Here is a 20159-nt window from a genome sequence, read left to right on the forward strand (position 1 = left end):
ATGAATCAGGATATTAAAATAATACTCATAGATGATGATCAGTCCATCGTTGAAGCCCTGACAGAAATGCTGGAGCTGGAAGGATTTAAAATCCAAAGCTTTTTTGACGCCGAAGAAGCTTTGGCTTCACTGGATACTGACAGTCCAGCAGTGATACTAAGCGATGTTAGAATGCCTAAAATGGATGGACTCACACTGCTTACTCGGCTGCAAAAGCTTGATTCAGAACTTCCTGTACTTCTCATGAGTGGTCATGGGGATATTCCGATGGCAATCGAAGCAGTGAGGGATGGTGCATATGACTTTCTTGAAAAGCCACTCAATCCAGATCAACTAATCAATAAACTTTCACGAGCGATTGAGAAACGTCAACTTGTACTAGAAAACCGTTCATTAAAGCAAAACTTAGAACAGCAAAGTGGGTTGAACGAGTTCATTATCGGCGATTCGGTTGCGATTAAAAACATACGCCGACATATTTTAGCTCTGGCGCAAGCCAATGTAGACACCATTATTTATGGTGAAACAGGATCAGGAAAAGACGTTGTCGCACGAGCATTACACCGATTTAGCCAGCGATCTGACAAGCGGTTTATCGCAATAAACTGTGGCGGTATCAGCGAAAGTTTGATTGAAAGCGAATTATTCGGCCATGAAGCGGGCTCTTTTACAGGGGCTAATAAACGACACATCGGCAAGATTGAAGCCGCTAACGGCGGAACATTATTTCTAGACGAAATAGAAACGATGCCAATTTCTGTACAAATTAAACTACTCAGGGTTTTACAAGATCGAACCATTGAGCGTGTTGGCAGTACAACTCCTATCCCAGTCTCCCTAACAGTTATTGCCGCAAGTAAAGATGACCTTGCCCAGCTTAGCGAGGATGGTCGTTTTCGCAAAGACTTGTTCTATCGCCTCAATGTAGCCAGCTTGACTATCCCCCCTCTAAAAGACAGACCTGAAGACATACTGCCTCTTTTCCATCATTATGTTCGTAAAGCCGCAGAACACTTTGTAAGGCCCCTTCCAGAAATACAGCCAACTACCTTGACTCATTTACTACAGCATAATTGGCCTGGTAACGTCCGTGAACTCAAAAATGCAGCTGACAGATTTGTGCTCGGCATCAGTGAAACTTCCTTAGCCTCATTAAAGCACGAAGAAAGTCCCGCTGGGGCCAGTTACGAAGCACGCATGGAACAGTATGAGCGTCAAATCTTAGAACAGGGTCTAAGAGCCACACAAGGACAGTTACATGAAGCAGCTGACTTGTTGGATCTTTCACGTAAAACCTTATATCGCAAAATGAAAAAGCATCATCTTGATAAGCAAGTCTTCCGTAGCAATTTGGAAAAAGGACAGTTATGACCCGTTTGTCATTTTTAGGATGGACATGTCTGTCCAATAAGATAACTGCTCGTCAACCAAAAACCCCTAACCTTATGTTTTTATTATGAATAATCATGTTGGTATTTGATTTGCTATCTAAATGCTGCCTCTGCTTTATAACGCAGAGTCAGCCATCTCCGGCAACGGCTCCTCCCGACCGGCGATAACAATAAAAACAATGTTTAAAGAGGTACAAATAATGTCAAACAAACTGCTTACAAGCCTGATTGTTTCTGGTTCCTTGCTTTTTGGAGCAAGCCCTGTATTGGCAGACGACTGCTCACATCGTGGTGTTCTTGACGATAAATTCTGTGATGAGAATCACGATCTTGTTGCTGACAGCCCTAAAGACTCTTCTCAATGGCGCAACCCAAGCACTTTAGTATTCACTTATACTCCAGTAGAGGATCCAGCAGTATACAAGGATGCCTTCCATGACTTTCAAGAGTATTTAAGTGAAGCCACTGGCAAAAAAGTGATTTACTACACTGTGCATTCTAATGCTGCCGAAGTCGAAGCGATTCGATCAGGTCGACTTCATATCGCAGGCTTTTCAACCGGCCCAACGGGCTACGCAGTGAATCTTGGCGGTTATGTACCTATTGCAGTAAAAGGCACAGCAGATGGATTTCAAGGTTATAACCTAATTACCATTACTCGTGCAGACAGTGATATACACTCAATGGAAGATCTAAAAGGCAAAGTAGTTGCCCATACTTCCGCGTCTTCCAACTCAGGTAATTTAGCCCCAAGAGCTCTATTCCCGTACGTGGGCGTTACGCCAGATAAAGACTACCAAGTAAAATATTCAGGTAAACATGACCAATCAATCATGGGGGTCTTAGCAGGCGACTACGATGCAGCTCCTGTTGCTTCGGACGTATTCCACCGTATGGTCGATGGTGGTCGTATTGAAGAAAAGGACTTCCGTATCATCTACAAAAGTCCTAAGTTCCCAACCTCTGCGTTCGGCTATGCCCACGACTTACACCCTGATCTTGTTGCCAAAATCAAGCAAGCCTTTGATAGCTTCCGCTTCTCGGAAGACATGCAAAAAACCTTTGGTGGTGCAGACCGTTTCTACCCAGTCACCTATAAAGAAGATTGGAAAGTCATCCGTGATATTGCTCATGCTTCCGGTACAGCTTACACCAAAACTGGCCTAAAACAGCTGGCTGAAGCCGATGCAGCGAAAGCTGCGAAAGCCGCAGCGAAAAAACAAGCGATGCAGAGCACTAATTAAGCTCAGCTACCCAACTTAGGGAGCACCAACTCCCTTCTGTCTTACGATACCCCTCTACCGCTGTGCTCATATATGCGGTAAGGGGCCCTTTTACCCAAAGGAACTTGCTATGACAACCGCCTCAGATTTTCCAGTCTCTCCCAATGCACTACACATTCGAGGTTTAAAGAAAGAATACACCCCTGGAAACCCCATTTTGAAAGGCATTGACATTGAAATCAATTCGCCAGGCATCATTGCCATTATCGGCCCTTCTGGCACAGGGAAAAGCACATTACTACGTTGCATTAATCGGCTTATTGACCCAACAGCCGGTGAAATCATTTTCCATCAATCGAATCTTTGTTTGGCTAAAGGTAGCCAGTTACGCAAGCTTCGCCGTCATGTGGGCATGGTGTTTCAAGAGTACAACTTAGTAGAGCGCCTGTCGGTGATTGAGAATGTACTCACAGGCCGACTTGGCTATATGTCTGCGTGGAGCGCATGGCGCCGCAAATTCAGTCAAGCGGATATCGATATGGCCTTTCAGTTATTAGATGCTGTTGGGTTGACAGAACATGCAAACAAACGCGCAGACAGCTTGTCTGGTGGACAACGCCAGCGAGTGGGCATCGCACGGGCGGTCATGCAAGATCCTCATATTCTTTTGGCGGACGAGCCAACTTCCTCTCTTGATCCAAAAACAGCCGTCGAAATCATGGAGCTATTAGAAAAATTCGCTGAAGAAAAAAACATCCCCACTTTGGTTAACATTCACGATGTGAACTTAGCACGCCGCTTTGCCACCAGAATGATAGGTATGAGTGAGGGTGTCGTGGTTTATGACGGTGCTCCTGAAGGCATCACAGAGGATCACCTAAAACAAATCTATGGAGGTGAGTCATGGCTGGTATAACTCCGTCCACTCATCGTGATAACCCCTTCAAACGTAACTGGTTCGTTACTGGGCTTTGGGCATTATTGATAATTTATCTACTCTATTCTGTGCAAGCAATGGGGCTTAATTGGACGCGTTTCTCGGAAGGTTTAGGCCATGCGGGTCAACTTTTCGAACGCATGTTTCCACCCAACTTCGCTCGTTGGGAACTGCTTCTAAGCGGACTAGCAGAAAGTTTGGAAATAGCCATCATCGCCAGCGTTACAGGGATTATATTATCACTGTTTTTAGGGTTATTTGCTGCGAGGAACCTGATGCCGAATTGGGTGACGGTTCCCATGCGTGGCCTAATTGCTTTATGTCGAACGTTTCATCCTGTCATCATAGCGATATTGTTTGTTAAAAGCGTTGGCTTTGGCGCGCTAGCGGGGATTCTCACGCTAGTGGTTGCATCGATTGGCTTTATTGCAAAATTATTTGCTGAGGCCATCGAAGAAATTTCTTTGAAACAAGTGGAAGCTATACGCGCGACTGGAGCAGGCTTTGTTAGCCTGATTCTGTTTTCAGTCATGCCTCAAGTTTTCTCACGTTTCATCGGCTTTTCGACCTATCAGTTAGACTCGAATTTACGTAACTCAACTATGGTCGGAATTGTCGGCGCAGGCGGGCTCGGTGGTACTCTTTTTTCAGCTTTCCAACGTTTTGACTACGACTTTGTTGCCGCTATTTTAATCACCATCATTGCACTGATCATGTTCGGCGAGTTTCTTTCCAACATTGTTCGTCGCATTTTCAGATAACCAATGAGGACATCAAAATGACTACTATGCACTCTCATTGGCAACGTTTTACTTTAAAACAAAAGTTGTCGCGCTACTCAGTCTATCTCATCTTATTACTGGCGTTAGTACAGTCCATTCGAACAGTCGAAGTGATTCCAGAGTTTTTCTATGATGCACCAGAGCAAATGGCTGACATGTTTACACGGATGTGGCCAATTGACTTTGCTTTTTATTCAATCTCTGTTCACGATGCCATGATCGAGACTCTAAACATCGCGACTCTTGGCACACTGGTAACCTTACTATTCGCCATACCATTAGCATTAATGAACGCTAACAATATTGTGGCTTCACCAGTTAGTCATTGGGTCGCACGATTTTTTCTAGTGTCATCCCGTTCAGTGAACTCGTTAGTTTGGGCACTATTGTTTGTCGCAATCTTTGGGCCAGGAGTGTTGGCAGGTGTATTAGCTATTGCATTTCGCTCAGTTGGCTTTGTCGGTAAGCTCCTAGCAGAAGCTATCGAAGAAATAAACATGGGGCCTATCGAGGCACTGCGCGCCACAGGTGCTTCTTGGGCGTCCGTACTTTTGAAGGGTTATTGGCCTCAAGTGCTACCTGCATTTTTCAGTATTGTTCTGTTCCGCTGGGATATTAATGTTCGAGAATCGGCAGTATTAGGGTTAGTCGGAGCCGGTGGCATTGGCGTTGTTTTGAGCGATGCCATGAACCTATTTGAATGGCAGCGAGTAGCGATGGCATTACTTGCAATATTCGCAGTGGTAATTGTTGCAGAGATTATCGTCGTACAAATACGTAAAAAGCTACTCTAATCATACATTTTAAGCCACGGGTTAGAGCTTTTAAGAAGAGCTCTAATCCCCTTTCCAATAATCACCCCGAGCTATAAGAAAATGACTCTCAGCAATCAGTATTACTTAATGAGACACGGCCAGAGTGAAGCCAATGTTGCAGGCATCATTATCAGTGATCCCAAACTAGGATGCTCTCAATTTGGCCTAACTGGCGAAGGAAAACAGCAAGTACGAAACAGCCTACCCACATGTAAAAAACTAAAAATACACAGCGTTTACTGCTCCGACTTCCTCAGAACAAAACAAACCGCTCAAATACTGACTGACAACCTTTCATTATCTGAACCCATCATTGAACCATTATTACGGGAACGCTTCTTTGGCGAATGGGACGGCCTGAGTGATCGTTACTACGATACGGTATGGCAACATGACGCATTGGCTAAAAACGTACCTAATCATCGAGTCGAAACGACTGATCAGGTATTAAAAAGAGCTATGTCTGTCATAGCAAAGCTAGAAGAGACCCACCGAAATGAAAACATTCTGCTGGTTGCACATGGCGATGTTTTGCAGATACTGCGAACAGCTTGGCTCAAACTTGCTCCTTACCAGCACAGACAGCTGCCAAATATAAACACTGGTGAGATTATCCCATTAATACATGCTTAATAAAGCTAAGAGCCAGTATCAAACTTTGTTGAAACTGGCTCTGTATATCGACTGCTTAATGATCGTGCGTTGACTTAATTACCCATTGACACGATTCGCATCGAAAATCTCGATCCAATAACCATCAGGGTCTTTAATGAATGCAATGTAATTCATCTTACCGTCAGACAGCTTTTTCTGAAACGTCACACCTAAATCCTCAAAGCGTTGGCACGCCCCTTCTAAGTCGGGTACATGAAAACCAATGTGACCAAAACCGCGTGGATCACTATTACCATTGTGATATTCCACCGTATCTGCCGTGTCCCCCCAGTTATGAGTCAACTCCAACACTGCTGGACGACCAAACGTTTGCGCAGTTCGCTTACCTTCATCGGCACTGATATCAGAAAAATCTTCGCCATAGGTCAAAAAGTACAAACTGAACTCCATTTCTGGGAAGTCGAGCTTTCTTAGCAATGTCATGCCCATCACTCGAGTGTAAAAATCCAGCGACCGAACAGGATCTGCAATGCGCAGCATAGTTTGGTTAAACACAAACCCATTGGTAGCGGGATCTTTTTCTTCGCATAAACCTTCGGCTTTCTCAAAATGACGACTCATCGTTATAACCTCCTTTCACTGTATATCATAAAAATGGGGGCCATAAACTGAAAATCAATGCTTGGTAAGATGATTCCTACAGAGCACCTTCGAACATAATTCAATGCTCCCCTGCATGAAGGGCCAGAAGGCAAGTCATTGCAGTACGACAAGGTGACGTGTATGTTAGCGACCTATGTTTAAGCTTTGAAAGAATAAAAGATGAACTCCCCCGCCGACATTTATCAGCGCTTATGTGCCTCTGGAGAATTAAAAACTGATCATGCTCAACAAAAGGCAATCACGGAGCTAAACGCCCTTTACAATGCCCTAGCTAGCACGACTGAGCAATATGCCAAGCAAGGCATTTATCTGTGGGGAGACGTGGGTCGCGGTAAAACGAAACTGATGGATATCTTTTATGGTGCTTTACCAAGCGGGATGGCACAGCGCGTTCATTTTCATCACTTTATGGCAAGATTGCATCGCGAACTTAATCTAACCTTCGGCCAAGCCAACCCTTTGTTGACCATCGCTGATCGCTTGGCGTCTGAGTATCAAGTACTGTGCTTTGACGAGTTCTTTGTCAGTGATATTGGCGATGCCATGCTGCTCGGCGGTATAGTTGGTGCATTGCTTGACCGAGGTGTCATCATCGTAGCCACTTCAAACATTGCCATTACTGGGTTGTTTCAGTCTCAGCTGCAAAAAAAGCGCTTTCAACCCACCATCGATAGAATGTCACAAGCGTTTACCAGCATTCATCTAACTGGAGAAGTTGATCATCGCTTTCAGCCCCGCCCTACTCGACCTATTTACTTTACTACTGAAACAGCGTTTACCGCCTACTTAAATGCCTCGACACTTTCTCCGATCGATACGATAAAAATCAATCATCGCCCGATAACCGCTCAAGGACGTAATGAAAACCAAATATGGTTCCGGTTTGAAGACCTATGTATTGGCCCCCGCGCCGCTGCAGACTACATGGAACTCGCCTCCCAATTCGATGAAATCATCGTCAGCCACATTCCATGCTTGAGTGGTGAAGCCTTTGAACACATCAAAGCACGTGGCACAGAAGACAGTGCACTAGGTTCAGGAAAAACGGGGGATCGTGTGGTATCTCTCGCCATCAACGACGACGCGGTAAGGCGCTTTATCAGCCTCGTCGACGAATGCTACGACCAGCGAGTACGCTTAATTCTTCAAGCTGAAGTGCCGCTTGAACAGTTATACCAAGCAGGCACCCTATTATTTGAGTTTCGACGCACCCAAAGCCGCCTAACAGAAATGGCCCAAGTTGGCTTTGGGCGTACTTTATAGACGTAAAACAACCTACCTCAGCACTCTGTACGACCTGACTCCTGTCAGGGATAGGAGTCATCACCATCAACAATAACTAGGCTCTCACTAAACCTAATTGTCATTTGGGCAAAGCTCCTAGAACACCTCTTCTACAAGACTGTCTTGACGGCGTAAAGTCATATTGAAAAAGTAGGAGGTTGCACCGTTTACGATGGCAGCCCTTGGCAGTCTGGTACATCTTCCAACCCATTATCCCAATCAGGTTTGCTGGATGTAAAAATATGCGCCGTGGGCACCACAGACAACTTAGTATCCAAACACCCTGCTGGTACCATCAGCAACGATGGTATCTGGTTACAAGGCAATGCTGAGCCACACACCTTGCAAAAACTCTTGCTGTGATTTGTGCCCGAAAGCGTGAAGGTTGTCACCTTATCTCCGCCCGACTGCCATACCAATTGAGCAGACTGCGAAAATAGATTCGCCGCATATGCAGCCCCTGTGTCTTTTTGACAATGCTGACAATGACAAAAACTATCAAAATCACCACGGACCACAAAACGCACTTCCCCACACAAGCAAGAACCAAAATATTCAGTCATTACGATTACCTAACTCTTTAACTGGGTGCATAAGGATTGAGGCACCCATCTGTATTTTGATGATTACAAAGCGATGTGGGGTGTTACGTTTGCTTAACATCGATTATGATGCGCTCAACTTGGTGACCGCGAAGATAAAGATTGTTTCGATACCCTTCAAAACACACCTCCTTCAAGTAACGAGATACTTGATGTAATTAAGCGCCTTTCTTAATTTTTTTCTTGGCTGGTTTCTTTTTCGTTTTGCTTTGTGAGAGTGCTGCTCGCTCTGCTTTGATACGCTCTAACAAGGCTTCCGCGCTATTCTCACCACTGATCAAGTCAGGATGCTCTGCACGCCAGTCAGCAGTCAGCTCACCGCGAAAGGCTTTCGCCAAAATCGACTGAGTCAGCTTATTCACTCGCTCTCGGGCTGCATTGGCTTTTTCTTCCACGCTATCCGCGAATGCGAATAGCTGTTCAACGCGTTGAACGATTTCAGAAATCTCTTTACTGGGTGGTAGCCCTATTGGCAAAACATTCAACGCTGCTTGCGTTAACTTTGCTCTGCCAGTTGTTCCTGATAGCCAAGGGATTACTTTGTAGTACATTAACGCATAACACAGATAGTCATTTGCGTCCTTGCTCATGGCTCTTAAAACATGAACATGATTATTCACCCAGCACTTACCACTGTAACGGTACGCTATAGGCTTTACCCTTCCATAAAAAGTTTCATCTTCAGTCACTAGAACAAGATCATCATCAAAAATATAATTATCAACTCTATCAACTTCACCATTAGCCCCTAAATAAGGGTAAATACCTGAAGTGGATTCACGATCTTCTTTTTTCACTGGGATGCGTTGACTATCAAGACACTCAGCGAACTCAGAAACACTGACACACGTCCAATCCGAGGGGATTGTAATTGGACCAGAAGTTTCCAAATCTGGGGATGATGGCTCTTTAAATTTTTTAGGACGTTTAATTTTACCAGAAGCTATATCTCTTTCTTGATCAAGGTTGAATTGTTGCTTTCTTTCAGACAGCCATCGATCAAGTAAATGAGATGCGGTCTCATCACTTACATTCTCTAGTCGCCACTCTTCCGTCAATTTCCCACTCACTGCGGATGCAAGCACGGACTGGCGGAAGGTTTTTAGGATCTCAGGGATGTGTTCTAGGCGGGCTTTGGTGGTTTCCACCTGAGCCAGTATTGAGTCGAGTTTATCCGCGATGACTTTTTGTTCTGCGAGTGGAGGGAAGTATATTTCCTGAGCGTATGCATCCTCACGATTGAGGCCTGGAATTGCGGTGGAACGATTAAGTTCCGTTAGCGGCAAATACTTAAGTTGATAATACCAATATTTTAAGGGTTGCTGACCTAGCTCATCAACAAAGTAAGTTGTATCAATTGGAAAAAACGGCTGTTCTGAAATTTGTACTTCGCCATAGGATCCCTTTCTACCAACGATTAAACCGCTACTTTTAATAAGCGGTTCTGAATGTCCGCCAACAACTCCATTTGACCCATAAACAGGAAACTCGCCACCGTCACGCAACCTCGCAGGTAAAGATTTACCATACTTCAGCTCAATTACACCACCTAGGGTTGTATGGCACCATCCCTCCGGCAAACTAATTTCACTCATCAATTTGCCCCTTCCAATGCTTTCAATAAGCTATCTAACTCACTTAAAGCGGCTTTCAGCTCATCTTTGGCTTCATTGGCTAATACAGTAGGCTCTGGTAAATCTGCCGCATCGATGCTGTCTTTGTCTTTTAGCCAGCTGATGTCGAGTGAATCGCCTTTGGTATCGGCGATCCAGTCACGGGTAAAGCAGCGCCAGCGTGAATGCACGAGACGATCATCAATGCCTTGGTTTTCTTCGATGTTGTCTTTTTCGACCTCGATTTCTTCGGAACCAAAGTTGTATTCACCTTCGCTACGAGGGCTTGTACCATCAGCGTTGTCACCGTATACAGTCTCAAATGGCGCTAAGTGCGCATCACCAAAGGGTGTACGTTTGCCGAAGCTTGGCATATTGGTGCGTAGGTCATAGACCCACACGTTTTCGGTGCAGTTTTCTTCTTGGTGCTTGTCGCTTGGCGAGCCTTTAGTAAAGAACAGCACATTGGTTTTCACGCCCTGTGCGTAGAAAATCCCCGTCGGCAAACGCAGAATGGTATGCAGATTACATTTGTCCATTAGGTCACGGCGCACATCGGTACCAATACCCGCTTCAAACAAGACGTTATCGGGTAATACCACCGCCGCACGACCACCGGGTTTTAGGTTACGGTAGATATGCTGTAAAAACGCCAGTTGTTTGTTACTGGTTTTAAAGGTCAGATCATCACGGGTATTGGACGCTTCCCCCCTTTGCTGGTACCAAAGGGCGGATTAGCGAGAATGATATCGGCTTGTTTAAGGGATTTACCCGCTTCACCTAATGCGTTACCAAGATGAACCACACCTTCGTCATCCCCTTCCATACCGTGTAGCAAACAGTTCATAAGCGCTAGACGACGGGTATTTGGAACCAGTTCTACACCCACAAAAGCGTTGTTCTTTTGAAATGCTGCCTCTTTGCTGTTGAGGTCAAAGTAGTCATCGGTTTGCTCGCGCATATACTGATCCGCAGCGACCAAGAACCCTGCGGTACCCGCCGCTGGGTCTTGAATCACTTCGCCAGTTTGCGGTTTAAGGCAGCGCACCATGCTGTTAATTAATGCGCGAGGTGTGAAGTACTGGCCCGCACCGGATTTGGTTTCAGAGGCGTTCTTTTCTAGTAAGCCTTCGTAGAGATCCCCTAGGCCGTCTTTTTGAGCACTGAACCAGTCGATTTGATCCAGTGTTTTGATCATTTGCTCTAGGTGACGTGGCTCACGCAGGCGCGTCTGGGCATCGGCGTAGATCGCACTGATTAATGGGTCTTCATGTACCAAGTTGCCAAGCGCGTCTTTACCGGATGACAAGCTAAGCAGAATGCGTTTGTAGTCGTCCAGCAAGTTGATGCCAGACTTTTCATTGATGTCCGTCCAACGACAACCTTCTGGTAGCGGGTGTTTTTTCAATGTACCCGCCTCAGTGTTCTCATGCACCATTTTGATAAATAACAGCAGTACCAACTCGGTCACGTAATCACTGTAGTTGATGCCGTCATCACGTAGCACATCACACAGGTTCCAGAGTTTTTGTACAATATCGTTGTTGGTCATAGTTCATCTCGTTAGTTGTCTTGCCAAAATGGGTCATATTGCCAGTCTTGCGGCAATCCCATGGGTGTTAGTGGCGTATTGGGAAATTCTTGAAATAACTCTGTTAAGCGCTGCTTCCAACTCGCATGTGGAGCACAGTGCGTCATAAAGTGTTGCAAAATGGGTAAGATCACCGCGGCACGAGTATGCAGCGCTATATTGCCCTGACGCAAATAGCTTGGCCAAGGGATACGCGCGCTTTTAGGAGCGGCGGGTTTGATGCCCAGTTCGCGATTCCAAAGACGGCTATGGTGAGCACAGATGTTTCGAACCATGGTCAAGGTATGCAACCAAGATTCGAGCAAGGGCGCTTCTAACCCCAGCCCTCTTGCGATGAGCTTTTTATCGCTGTCTTTGCTTAAGTTCTTGTATAAGTGAGATAAGGTGCCTAGGGTGATTTCTTCTACCATGGCCCAGTTAGGCATCAGCTCTGGTGCATCGTAGGTCAATGCATAATGACGAGCATAGCTTTCCTGTTGGCGTTTGCGCTTCAGGTTGGCTTTACGCCCCTCGTCCGTGTTGAGCTTGTCTATTCGGCTACACTCTCGGTGATAATCACGAAGTTCGCTTTCTTGCTTATTACGAATTTCGTTTAATAAGCGCTCGTGCTGTGGCCGGTTTTTAAAAAAGTGTGATTCAAGGTACCAATGGCTGCCATAATTGGTGCCCATGTGATTGCTAATATGTCCACGAATGGCGACTTCCGTTCTCTCGATAGCATCCATTACTAATAGACGTAGTCGACGGTCAAAATCGTAGATCTCGGTCAACTGCCGAAAGCCTGTGCCTTCGATAAAGTTATGCTCTGCGTTAGCTTGAAAAGGACGCATGTAGGGCGTCAGTCTAAAGAAGCTTACTGACTGCAAAAATGCTAATGCTCGGGAGCGATCGACGATTTTTAAGCCGCGCTCTTCAAGTAAGGTAAGCTGTTGTTCTGGAGTAATCGCAGGTTTAGCGAAAGCCATCATTGCCGTCTCTCACTTCCGTTTAGGCAGATGGTAGACAAAAAAAAACCCGCACGATTTGAGCGTAGCTACGAGAGCCATAGGCTTGGCGGGTATGTTGCAGAGAATTATAGGTATTAATACGGTCATAGGCAACCCGTACACACTCGATATCAATGCGTTTGCGCTACGTACTTGTACGGACTTTCCCTGAAACATATTTAGAACACCTGAGTTCATCAACATCGTTTTTTTGGATTAAGCGAGTTTAGGCCAAATGGCTTCGCTAAGTTCATCTAAGACGACATCGAGTTGATTATTCAGCACCTTATCAAATTGCTTTGAGCCACCGTGTTCGGCAAAGCGCTCATTAACAAACTCTCTGTCAATAATGACTTCGTGCACTAATTGTTTCGCTAAACGATCAAGCCATTTACGCTGGGGAATAGACCAAGTATGGCTGCTGTATATTTTATCCATGGCTTGAGCAACACGAGTTTCAAAAGGAACCAGTGGCTCTCCTAAGGCAGCACGACGGATGTGACCCACTATTTTGGCGGCGATATCATGATTGGTTTGATTACGAACGGCTGCTCTTAAATTTGCTTCTGAGTACCCCGCCCCATCCAAAAGTAACGTCACTTCTTTCAATTGTTCACGGGTCATGTCGCGTGGTTTATTGACCACCACAGCCAAAGCCGCGCTTTGGTTTAATTGATCTTTGATAAAGCAATTAAAGCTTTCCAGATAATCTTCAGGACGCTGATGAGCACCGTAGCTTTGCGTACGCTCTCGAATCTCATCTTCGTGAACAGAAATCACCGGCATACGATCACTGCCAACTAGAATTGCCACTTCAGATAATTGATTTATTAGTCCCGAGTGCAGGGTTACAAACTCAGCGGCTTGCTGCGGCCCTAAGTCCTGCAAGTGTTTATGTAGCTGTTTTGGCTCTACACCCCAAAGTTCATGCAGCTCATCCAGTTTGTTTTTAAGCTCAGGCTTATTCTCGGATGCTTTCTCAGCTTTTCGCAATACTCGCATCAGCTTTTGACTAAGCTGGTTCAAAATCACCTCAGCATGGCTTTCATCCGCTGTCTCACCAGGGCTATTCATGGCATAGTTTAATGTCTCAGGATCGCTGATCTCACTGACTAGCTGCTCAATAGTGATATTAGGATCTTTAACCAGTGGCTTCATCGTATTAACGTCACTCAATGCAGCGTAGATATCCACTGGATCGTAAATTCGGAAGACGGTTTTACCGATCTCATCACAACGGCGTGTAGCACGTCCGATCATTTGCTCATAAAGGATACGAGACTTAACTCGACGTAAGAATACAAGGTTACAGATCTTAGGCACATCGATACCGGTAGTTAGAAGGTCCACCGTGATGGCAATATTAGGGTAACGCTCGTTTTTATATCGGCTGATTAATTTATCGACTTGATGACTTTGGCCGGTAATTTTCTCGACCGCAGCTTGATTGTATTCATCACCATAAAATGTTTTAAAAGCATCATCTAGCAATCGTTTAACCATGTCTGCGTGGCTATCTGTCGCACAAAAAATCATGGTTTTTTCGTCACCGAAGGGATCTAATTCTTTCTCCGCCAGCTCATCACAAATCACTTTGTTGAAGTTTTCATTGATCACCCGTTTGTTGAACGCATCCACATCAAATTTAAGCTCATCCTCTAACTCAGCGGTATTAATAACGCCTGTCTTCGTATCGATGGCTTCTACACTATCGCCTTTTTCAAACTTAATACCCTTTTGGGTCAATAAAGTTTCATAGCGTATGGGCGGCTCATGATCTATTAACCAATCGTCTGCGACAGCCTCTCGGTAGGAATAGGTATACACCGGTTTACCAAAGATTTCTGATGTATGTTTAGCGGGTGTCGCTGTTAAAGCAATCTTCTTAGCGTCGAAGTATTCAAGCACTCTGCGATAGCTGGACACATATTGGCTGATATCACGCGTAGCAAGCTCACCTTCGGTCATTTCCTGATCAAGCGTATAACCACGGTGAGCTTCGTCAATGATGATACAGTCGAATTGATCGATAGGTGGTGGCGTATCTGACATAAAAATACGTTTAACCATGGCCTGTACCGTTGCCACCTGAATACGTGTTTCCACTTCAGATGCCATATCACCGAATTCCGCTACATTATAGATCTTTGACAGAGTATGGTTTTGCTCAAGAGGTGCTTCATTAAACGAGTCAATCGCTTGGTTACCTAATGCGGTTCGATCAACAAGAAATAGAATTCGTTTAAATCGTTCCGCTTTAAGGAAACGATAGATCAGACCAATAATAGTTCGTGTTTTGCCTGTACCTGTCGCCATTGCTAGCAATGCATTTTGGGCATTATGCTCCAGAACACTTTCAACGGATCTAATGGCTTTTTCTTGGTAATCACGAAGTTTCAGATAAGTAAAACTTTCTTGGTGAAGCTTCTGCTCTGCTTCTTCCTTGCTGCGCTTTAATAAATCATAAAGACCATCTGGCGTATGGAACTTTGGTAAGGCTCGTTTGGTATTGCTAGATTCACGTACATCTCTAAACCATGTGCCTGACTGCTCAGCTAGCTGTGGGATGTAAGGGCGTCCATTACAAGAATAGACAAATGGTACTTTATAGTGACCTTCGTTATCATCAGCCCAAGCAATAGTTCGCCCTGCAAGTTCCCAAGCCGATGCCATCGCATCTTCTAAAGCAAAGCCTTTACTGTAAAACTCCGCTTGAGGGATCTTACCAGCGACATTGGTATTTTCTTTCTTTGCCTCTACTACAGCAATTGGTGTCAGCCCACGAAATAGGACATAGTCAGCACGACCTCTTTTTTCACCGTCATTCGTTGGCCACTCAGCAATAGCCTTGTTCACACCTTTCTCAGGACGAACACCTTTTTTGTAAGTAAACTCTTGGGTATCCGCTTTCCAGCCTGCTTCTTGTAACTGCTGATCAATGATAACGCGAGTAAGCTCCTCACTAAGCGAAATATTTTGGCCCGCTACTCGGGTATTTTTCGATACTTGCTGTTTCTGTTGCGCAATTACCTTGTCATCTTGATCTTTAAGGCGTTGTTTCAACGCACGAATCGTATCTTCGAACTCTTTGCGTTGTTCCGATAAAGCCTGCTCGTGTACTTTCGCTAAGTCAGCCAGCTCTTTTGATTCTTCATCCATCATCAAAGCGAGTGCTTCGTATTCAGTCTTTTCCTTATTGATCAGGTCATTAAGCTGCTTACTGGTATCTAGTTTGACGTTCGCCTCTGATAAATCGTTTTTGAGATTCTCAATTTCAGTCTGAAGCTGGCGTAATTGACTACTTGGGTCGGACGGTGGAATGAATGGTCCCGCTTTAAAAGAAGTGCCTTGTTTACCGAAAGACTGGTGGAACCAGATCGCTAGCTCACGAGCAAACTTAAGACCATCAAGCGCTTCTTTGTGACGAGTTTTAAACTGGTGAGTTGCTTTGTTGCCCTCTACACGGAGAGTATGAAAAAGCTCTCGAACGGAAGGTTCAAACTCTAGCTCTCGGTTTAACTGATAGAGTAAATCGACTTGAGTGGTCTTCTCATCAAACTCTACACCAATTAATGACGCTATATGTTGAGCTAAGGCTTCTCCTAACTGGCGAAGCTTGATCAAAGTAGTGTTCGGATCACTGGCAAAAACTCGCTCAGCGCCAACAGCCAATTCCACAAAAAGAGGATCGTGTTCTTTCAGAAAAGCAAAGTTCGAAGGTGTCTGCATTGTTATACTGCTTCCATTCCGCTAACTGTTTACCTCCTACCATGGCATGAGGCTTCACTAGACCATAGGTAATGCATGATCAAGATACAATGAATTTAACATAGTGACTCGCAAGTATGGAATGAGTAAACAGGCAAAGTTTAGTGGAGCGTCTTTCGATGCACTAAACCTGTGCATTGAAGAAAAGTATATGGTTTAATTTCATGTTTCTAAGAAATTAGCTTTAAAAACACGAAAGCCCCCACCCAGTAAGGGATAGAGGCTTATGAGTAATTTTTGGACTTGGAAAAGTATACGGTGCAATTCCTAGTTTTTACGCTAAAAGTTTAAGGTTAATTACAAAGTATACGGTTTAATTGTTTGAATCCAATCAAACATACTGCCCCGCTGCATACCCGCTACTCCATGCCCATTGGAAGTTGTAACCCCCTAGCCAGCCGGTGATGTCTAGCACTTCACCAATAAAGTACAAACCTTTTACAGTGTTGCATTCAAAGGTTTTAGAGCTTACTTGGTCTGTATCAATGCCACCTAAGGTGACTTCGGCTGTTCGATAGCCTTCTGTACTATTCGGTTGGACATCGAAGTGGATTAAGTAATGGGTAATTTCAGCTAGCTGATCGTTAGATAACTCAGCCATAGGTTTACTTAGCCACGAGAAATCTTGCTTCATCAGTTCGACAAATCGTTTTGGCAATAAGCTGGTAAGTTCTGTTTCAAGTGCCCTTTTCGGCTTATCTTGACGTACTTGCTTGAAATGAAGCTCAGGATCGATCTCTGGCAATAGATTAAGTTGTAAGTCATCACCTGGTTGCCAGAAATTGCTTATTTGAAGAATCGCAGGGCCACTGATGCCTCGATGGGTAAACAGCATCGGCTCTTTAAAGCTAACATCATTGGCAGTCGCTTCAATATCCACACTGACACCAGAGAGTGTGGATAACTTTTCTTTCATGGCTGGTTGAATTGTGATCGGAACCAAGCTTGCGCGCCTAGGTAGTACGCTTAAACCAAACTGCTCAGCGATCTGATAACCAAAACCAGACGCACCTAAAGTCGGTATAGACAGGCCACCTGTAGCAACCACTAAGGAGTTACATTTAATGCTTCCAGAATTCGTCACCAACATGAATGACTCTTCACTTTTTGTAATCTGCTGAACAGAAGTATTAAGACGGATTTCTGATCCAGACCATTCACATTCTGTTAAAAGGATTTGTAGCAGATCTTTTGCAGAATGTTCGCAGAAAAATTGACCGGGGGCCTTTTCAACATAGTCAAGCGCGTGACGATCTACCAGCTCAACGAAATCAAAAGAGGTATAACGCTTCAATGCCGAAATGCAAAAATAAGGATTGTTCGATAAGTAATGTTTAGGGGCAGCATCAAGGTTTGTGAAATTACAGCGTCCGCCACCAGACATCAGGATTTTTTTACCAGCTTTATTTGCATGGTCAATTACCAACACTTTACGACCACGGTAACCAGCTTGCGCTGCACAGAATAAGCCTGATGCACCTGCACCGATAATTACTACGTCAAAACTTTCCATTGATACCCCTATTTTCGAGTCGGGCATTATACCGAAAACAGCAAAATTGTCTTGCGCTAGTTCATTTGTTTACAGCAAATTGCATTCCATTTTATTTCCACAGAAAAGGTGAAAAAGACTGTGGGAATATCAATTTTTCCCTTACAAATCAGTGCACTTTTTTAAATCAAGCACTTTTTTATATTTTATTTACTTACTTCGCTCTGAATCAATAACCACCTGTGTTCAAGAAACCGTCAAGAAAAAGCTTGCATCAACTATATGTTTTTTTATACAGTGCTGTACATCGATACAGTATAGGTGAGTTTATGAACACTTTGATCCACTTCTTACGCGGTAAATCTTCTTACGTAATTTTAGCAATGATGTTGATGGCTATGTACGCTCCAGCAAAAGATCTGTTGAATTTTGCGAGTCAGAAAGTCGCTAAGGCCAGTATCGAACTTGCCAGTATTTCGTACGGTGCAACCAGTCCGTGGCAACGCTCTACTGACCAAACTGGTTTTGTAAAAGCCAGTCAGTCGTTAAGCCAGCCTCAGCAAATATTCACAAAATTCACCCTTTCTAATCCAAGCAGCGAGTCGGTGACTTATCGCAAAATTTGGCTTTACTTTGAACATGAGAACGGCAACAGAGAATACACAACTGATTACACTTTGTACGATCCTTCCACTCGTCAAAGGTTAATCGGTCACTCAATTGAGCTTGGCCCAAACAGTGATATAGAAGTGTTGGCGTCCTACCGCTTCATCCCAAGCTACAAACAAAGCTCGCCAACAACGGTTTCCATTTCTTGGGAGAGTGAAGATCATTACCGTGATGCAAGCTGCTCATATAAATTACCCACAAAATCTCTTAGTCAATTCGGCGTAACCTGTGAATAACTTGCTCTGACCACGACTACAATTGGCTACTTAATTGCTTTTACTAAGAATAAGAATTGATTGATCTAGATAAAGTTTTAACTATTGATAATCATTTTCATTTTTCCTAGAATGTTTGCACATTTTGCATAAGGAGCAATAAAGCAATGAAAAAAGTGTTGACCCCTATCGCAGCAATCATTGCTGCCGGCATGTTGACTGCTTGTGGCACTCAATCGGTTAAAACAGACAACGTTGCCGTCACACCAGAATCAGTTGTGACGCATTACGCTGACATTGCAGAAGCTGCATACGGAGATTCGTACACCACAGCATTGACGCTACAAGACAAGATCAATGCTTTCTTAGCTCAACCTACTGAGTACAACCTTCAAGCAGCTAAAGATGCTTGGATTGCTGCTCGCGCACCTTACCAGCAAACAGAAGTTTACCGCTTTGGTAACGCGATTGTTGACGATTGGGAAGGCAAAGTTAACGCTTGGCCTCTAGATGAAGGTTTGATCGACTACGTATCAGCCACATCTTACGGTTCAGAATCTGACATCAACCCTCTATACACTGCAAACGTCATTGCTAATCCTAAACTAATGATCGGCGGTCAAGCAGTTGATGCGAGCACAATCACTCCTGAGCTTATTGCTAACTACCTTCAAGAAGCTGATGGCGTTGAAGCGAACGTAGCAAGCGGCTACCACGCTATTGAGTTCCTACTATGGGGCCAAGATCTAAATGGCACAAAACCTGGTGCGGGTGAACGTCCAGCAACAGACTTCGATGTTGATAACTGTACTAACGGTAACTGTGACCGTCGTCGTCAATACTTAGCTGCTGCGACTGACTTGCTAGTATCGGATCTTGAGTTCATGGCAAATGCATGGAAACAAGGCGGTGAAGCGCGTACAGCGTTGACTGATCAAACGGCTGAAGAAGGCCTAAGCACTATCCTTACAGGTATGGGTAGCCTTGCTTACGGTGAGCTTGGTGGTGAGCGTACCAAACTTGGCCTAATGCTTCATGACCCAGAAGAAGAGCATGATTGTTTTTCTGATAACACGCACTGGTCTCATTACTACGATGCGAAAGGTATCGAAAACGTTTACCTAGGCGAATACAAGCGTGTTGATGGCAGCTGGGTTAAAGGCCCATCACTGTCTGCATTGATTGCTAAACAGGATCCTGCTCTAGACCTAGAGATGAAAGCTGACCTTAAGAAAACAGATGCTGCGGGTCTTGCTATGGTGGAAGCCGCTAAAAAAGGTCAAACGTTTGACGTCTTGATTGCGATGAATAACACTGCAGGTAATGCTCTAGTGCAAACATTTGTTGATTCTCTAGTTGATCAGACTCGTACGACGGAAGACTTGATCCGTACTCTAGACCTACAAGATATCGCTCTTGAAGGATCTGACAGTTTGGATAACCCAAGCGCAGTCTTCGAATAATCGAGCAGTGCTTTACAAAGGGGTGACAGTGTCACCCCTTTTGTCGTTAG

17 protein-coding genes are annotated in these 20159 nt (G+C 44.6%); 9 read left to right on the forward strand and 8 right to left on the reverse strand.

Going from position 1 to position 20159, the window contains the following annotated elements; translation table 11 throughout:
- From ACXAC1_RS17590 to ACXAC1_RS17615, 6 genes are all read left to right on the forward strand, one after another.
- Nucleotides 1-1371, forward strand: coding sequence for a sigma-54-dependent transcriptional regulator (locus tag ACXAC1_RS17590; protein ID WP_475063167.1), 1371 nt, complete (start codon nt 1-3; stop codon nt 1369-1371).
- Nucleotides 1372-1591: 220 nt separating this feature from the next.
- On the forward strand, nt 1592-2635 hold the full coding sequence (phnD, locus tag ACXAC1_RS17595) for a phosphate/phosphite/phosphonate ABC transporter substrate-binding protein (protein WP_475063169.1): 1044 nt from the start codon (nt 1592-1594) through the stop codon (nt 2633-2635).
- Between the two features lie 109 nt (nt 2636-2744).
- The gene (gene phnC, locus ACXAC1_RS17600; protein WP_475063171.1) at nt 2745-3530 is read left to right on the forward strand and encodes a phosphonate ABC transporter ATP-binding protein; all 786 of its coding nucleotides are present in this window, start codon (nt 2745-2747) and stop codon (nt 3528-3530) included.
- The gene (phnE, locus tag ACXAC1_RS17605; protein WP_475063173.1) at nt 3518-4312 is read left to right on the forward strand and encodes a phosphonate ABC transporter, permease protein PhnE; all 795 of its coding nucleotides are present in this window, start codon (nt 3518-3520) and stop codon (nt 4310-4312) included. Before phnC ends, phnE (ACXAC1_RS17605) begins: the two co-directional genes overlap by 13 nt.
- A gap of 17 nt (nt 4313-4329) precedes the next feature.
- Complete coding sequence (gene phnE / locus ACXAC1_RS17610; protein WP_475063175.1) at nt 4330-5127, forward strand: phosphonate ABC transporter, permease protein PhnE; 798 nt, start codon at nt 4330-4332, stop codon at nt 5125-5127.
- 108 nt (nt 5128-5235) lie between these two features.
- On the forward strand, nt 5236-5781 hold the full coding sequence (locus tag ACXAC1_RS17615) for a histidine phosphatase family protein (RefSeq protein WP_475063176.1): 546 nt from the start codon (nt 5236-5238) through the stop codon (nt 5779-5781).
- 78 nt (nt 5782-5859) lie between these two features.
- On the opposite strand, the gene gloA is transcribed toward ACXAC1_RS17615, so the two are convergent.
- Nucleotides 5860-6384 carry a lactoylglutathione lyase gene (gene gloA / locus ACXAC1_RS17620; protein ID WP_133560748.1) on the reverse strand — a complete coding sequence of 175 codons (525 nt, stop codon included), beginning with the start codon at nt 6382-6384 and terminating at the stop codon, nt 5860-5862.
- Nucleotides 6385-6585: 201 nt separating this feature from the next.
- On the opposite strand from gloA, the gene zapE reads away from it, so the two are divergent.
- Nucleotides 6586-7689, forward strand: coding sequence for a cell division protein ZapE (gene zapE / locus ACXAC1_RS17625; protein WP_475063178.1), 1104 nt, complete (start codon nt 6586-6588; stop codon nt 7687-7689).
- Nucleotides 7690-7877: 188 nt separating this feature from the next.
- On the opposite strand, the gene ACXAC1_RS17630 is transcribed toward zapE, so the two are convergent.
- The 7 genes from ACXAC1_RS17630 to ACXAC1_RS17660 all read right to left on the reverse strand — a co-directional run bounded on the left by ACXAC1_RS17630 (nt 7878) and on the right by ACXAC1_RS17660 (nt 17783).
- A complete protein-coding gene (locus ACXAC1_RS17630) occupies nt 7878-8273 on the reverse strand; it encodes a GFA family protein (protein WP_475063180.1) in 396 nt (131 codons plus the stop codon).
- Nucleotides 8274-8470: 197 nt separating this feature from the next.
- On the reverse strand, nt 8471-9907 hold the full coding sequence (locus tag ACXAC1_RS17635) for a restriction endonuclease subunit S (RefSeq protein WP_475063182.1): 1437 nt from the start codon (nt 9905-9907) through the stop codon (nt 8471-8473).
- Nucleotides 9907-10608, reverse strand: coding sequence for an N-6 DNA methylase (locus ACXAC1_RS17640; RefSeq protein ID WP_475063852.1), 702 nt, complete (start codon nt 10606-10608; stop codon nt 9907-9909). The genes ACXAC1_RS17635 and ACXAC1_RS17640 overlap by 1 nt, the downstream gene beginning before the upstream one ends.
- The gene (locus ACXAC1_RS17645) at nt 10605-11477 is read right to left on the reverse strand and encodes a class I SAM-dependent DNA methyltransferase (protein ID WP_475063184.1); all 873 of its coding nucleotides are present in this window, start codon (nt 11475-11477) and stop codon (nt 10605-10607) included. The genes ACXAC1_RS17640 and ACXAC1_RS17645 overlap by 4 nt, the downstream gene beginning before the upstream one ends.
- An 11-nt stretch (nt 11478-11488) precedes the next feature.
- On the reverse strand, nt 11489-12484 hold the full coding sequence (locus ACXAC1_RS17650; protein ID WP_475063185.1) for an Abi family protein: 996 nt from the start codon (nt 12482-12484) through the stop codon (nt 11489-11491).
- Between the two features lie 234 nt (nt 12485-12718).
- Complete coding sequence (gene hsdR, locus ACXAC1_RS17655; RefSeq protein ID WP_475063187.1) at nt 12719-16231, reverse strand: type I restriction-modification system endonuclease; 3513 nt, start codon at nt 16229-16231, stop codon at nt 12719-12721.
- A 370-nt stretch (nt 16232-16601) separates the two neighbouring features.
- On the reverse strand, nt 16602-17783 hold the full coding sequence (locus ACXAC1_RS17660; RefSeq protein WP_475063189.1) for a BaiN/RdsA family NAD(P)/FAD-dependent oxidoreductase: 1182 nt from the start codon (nt 17781-17783) through the stop codon (nt 16602-16604).
- Between the two features lie 308 nt (nt 17784-18091).
- Here ACXAC1_RS17660 and ACXAC1_RS17665 point away from each other — a divergent pair, with 308 nt between their 5' ends.
- Entirely contained in the window at nt 18092-18667 is a 576-nt protein-coding gene (locus ACXAC1_RS17665; protein WP_475063191.1) for a hypothetical protein, read from the forward strand.
- Between the two features lie 146 nt (nt 18668-18813).
- Nucleotides 18814-20109 (forward strand): imelysin family protein, encoded by a 1296-nt coding sequence (locus tag ACXAC1_RS17670; protein WP_475063193.1) that lies wholly within the window; start codon nt 18814-18816, stop codon nt 20107-20109.
- Nucleotides 20110-20159: the final 50 nt, after the last annotated feature.

Source organism: Marinomonas sp. AWM4_232, assembly GCF_056158325.1.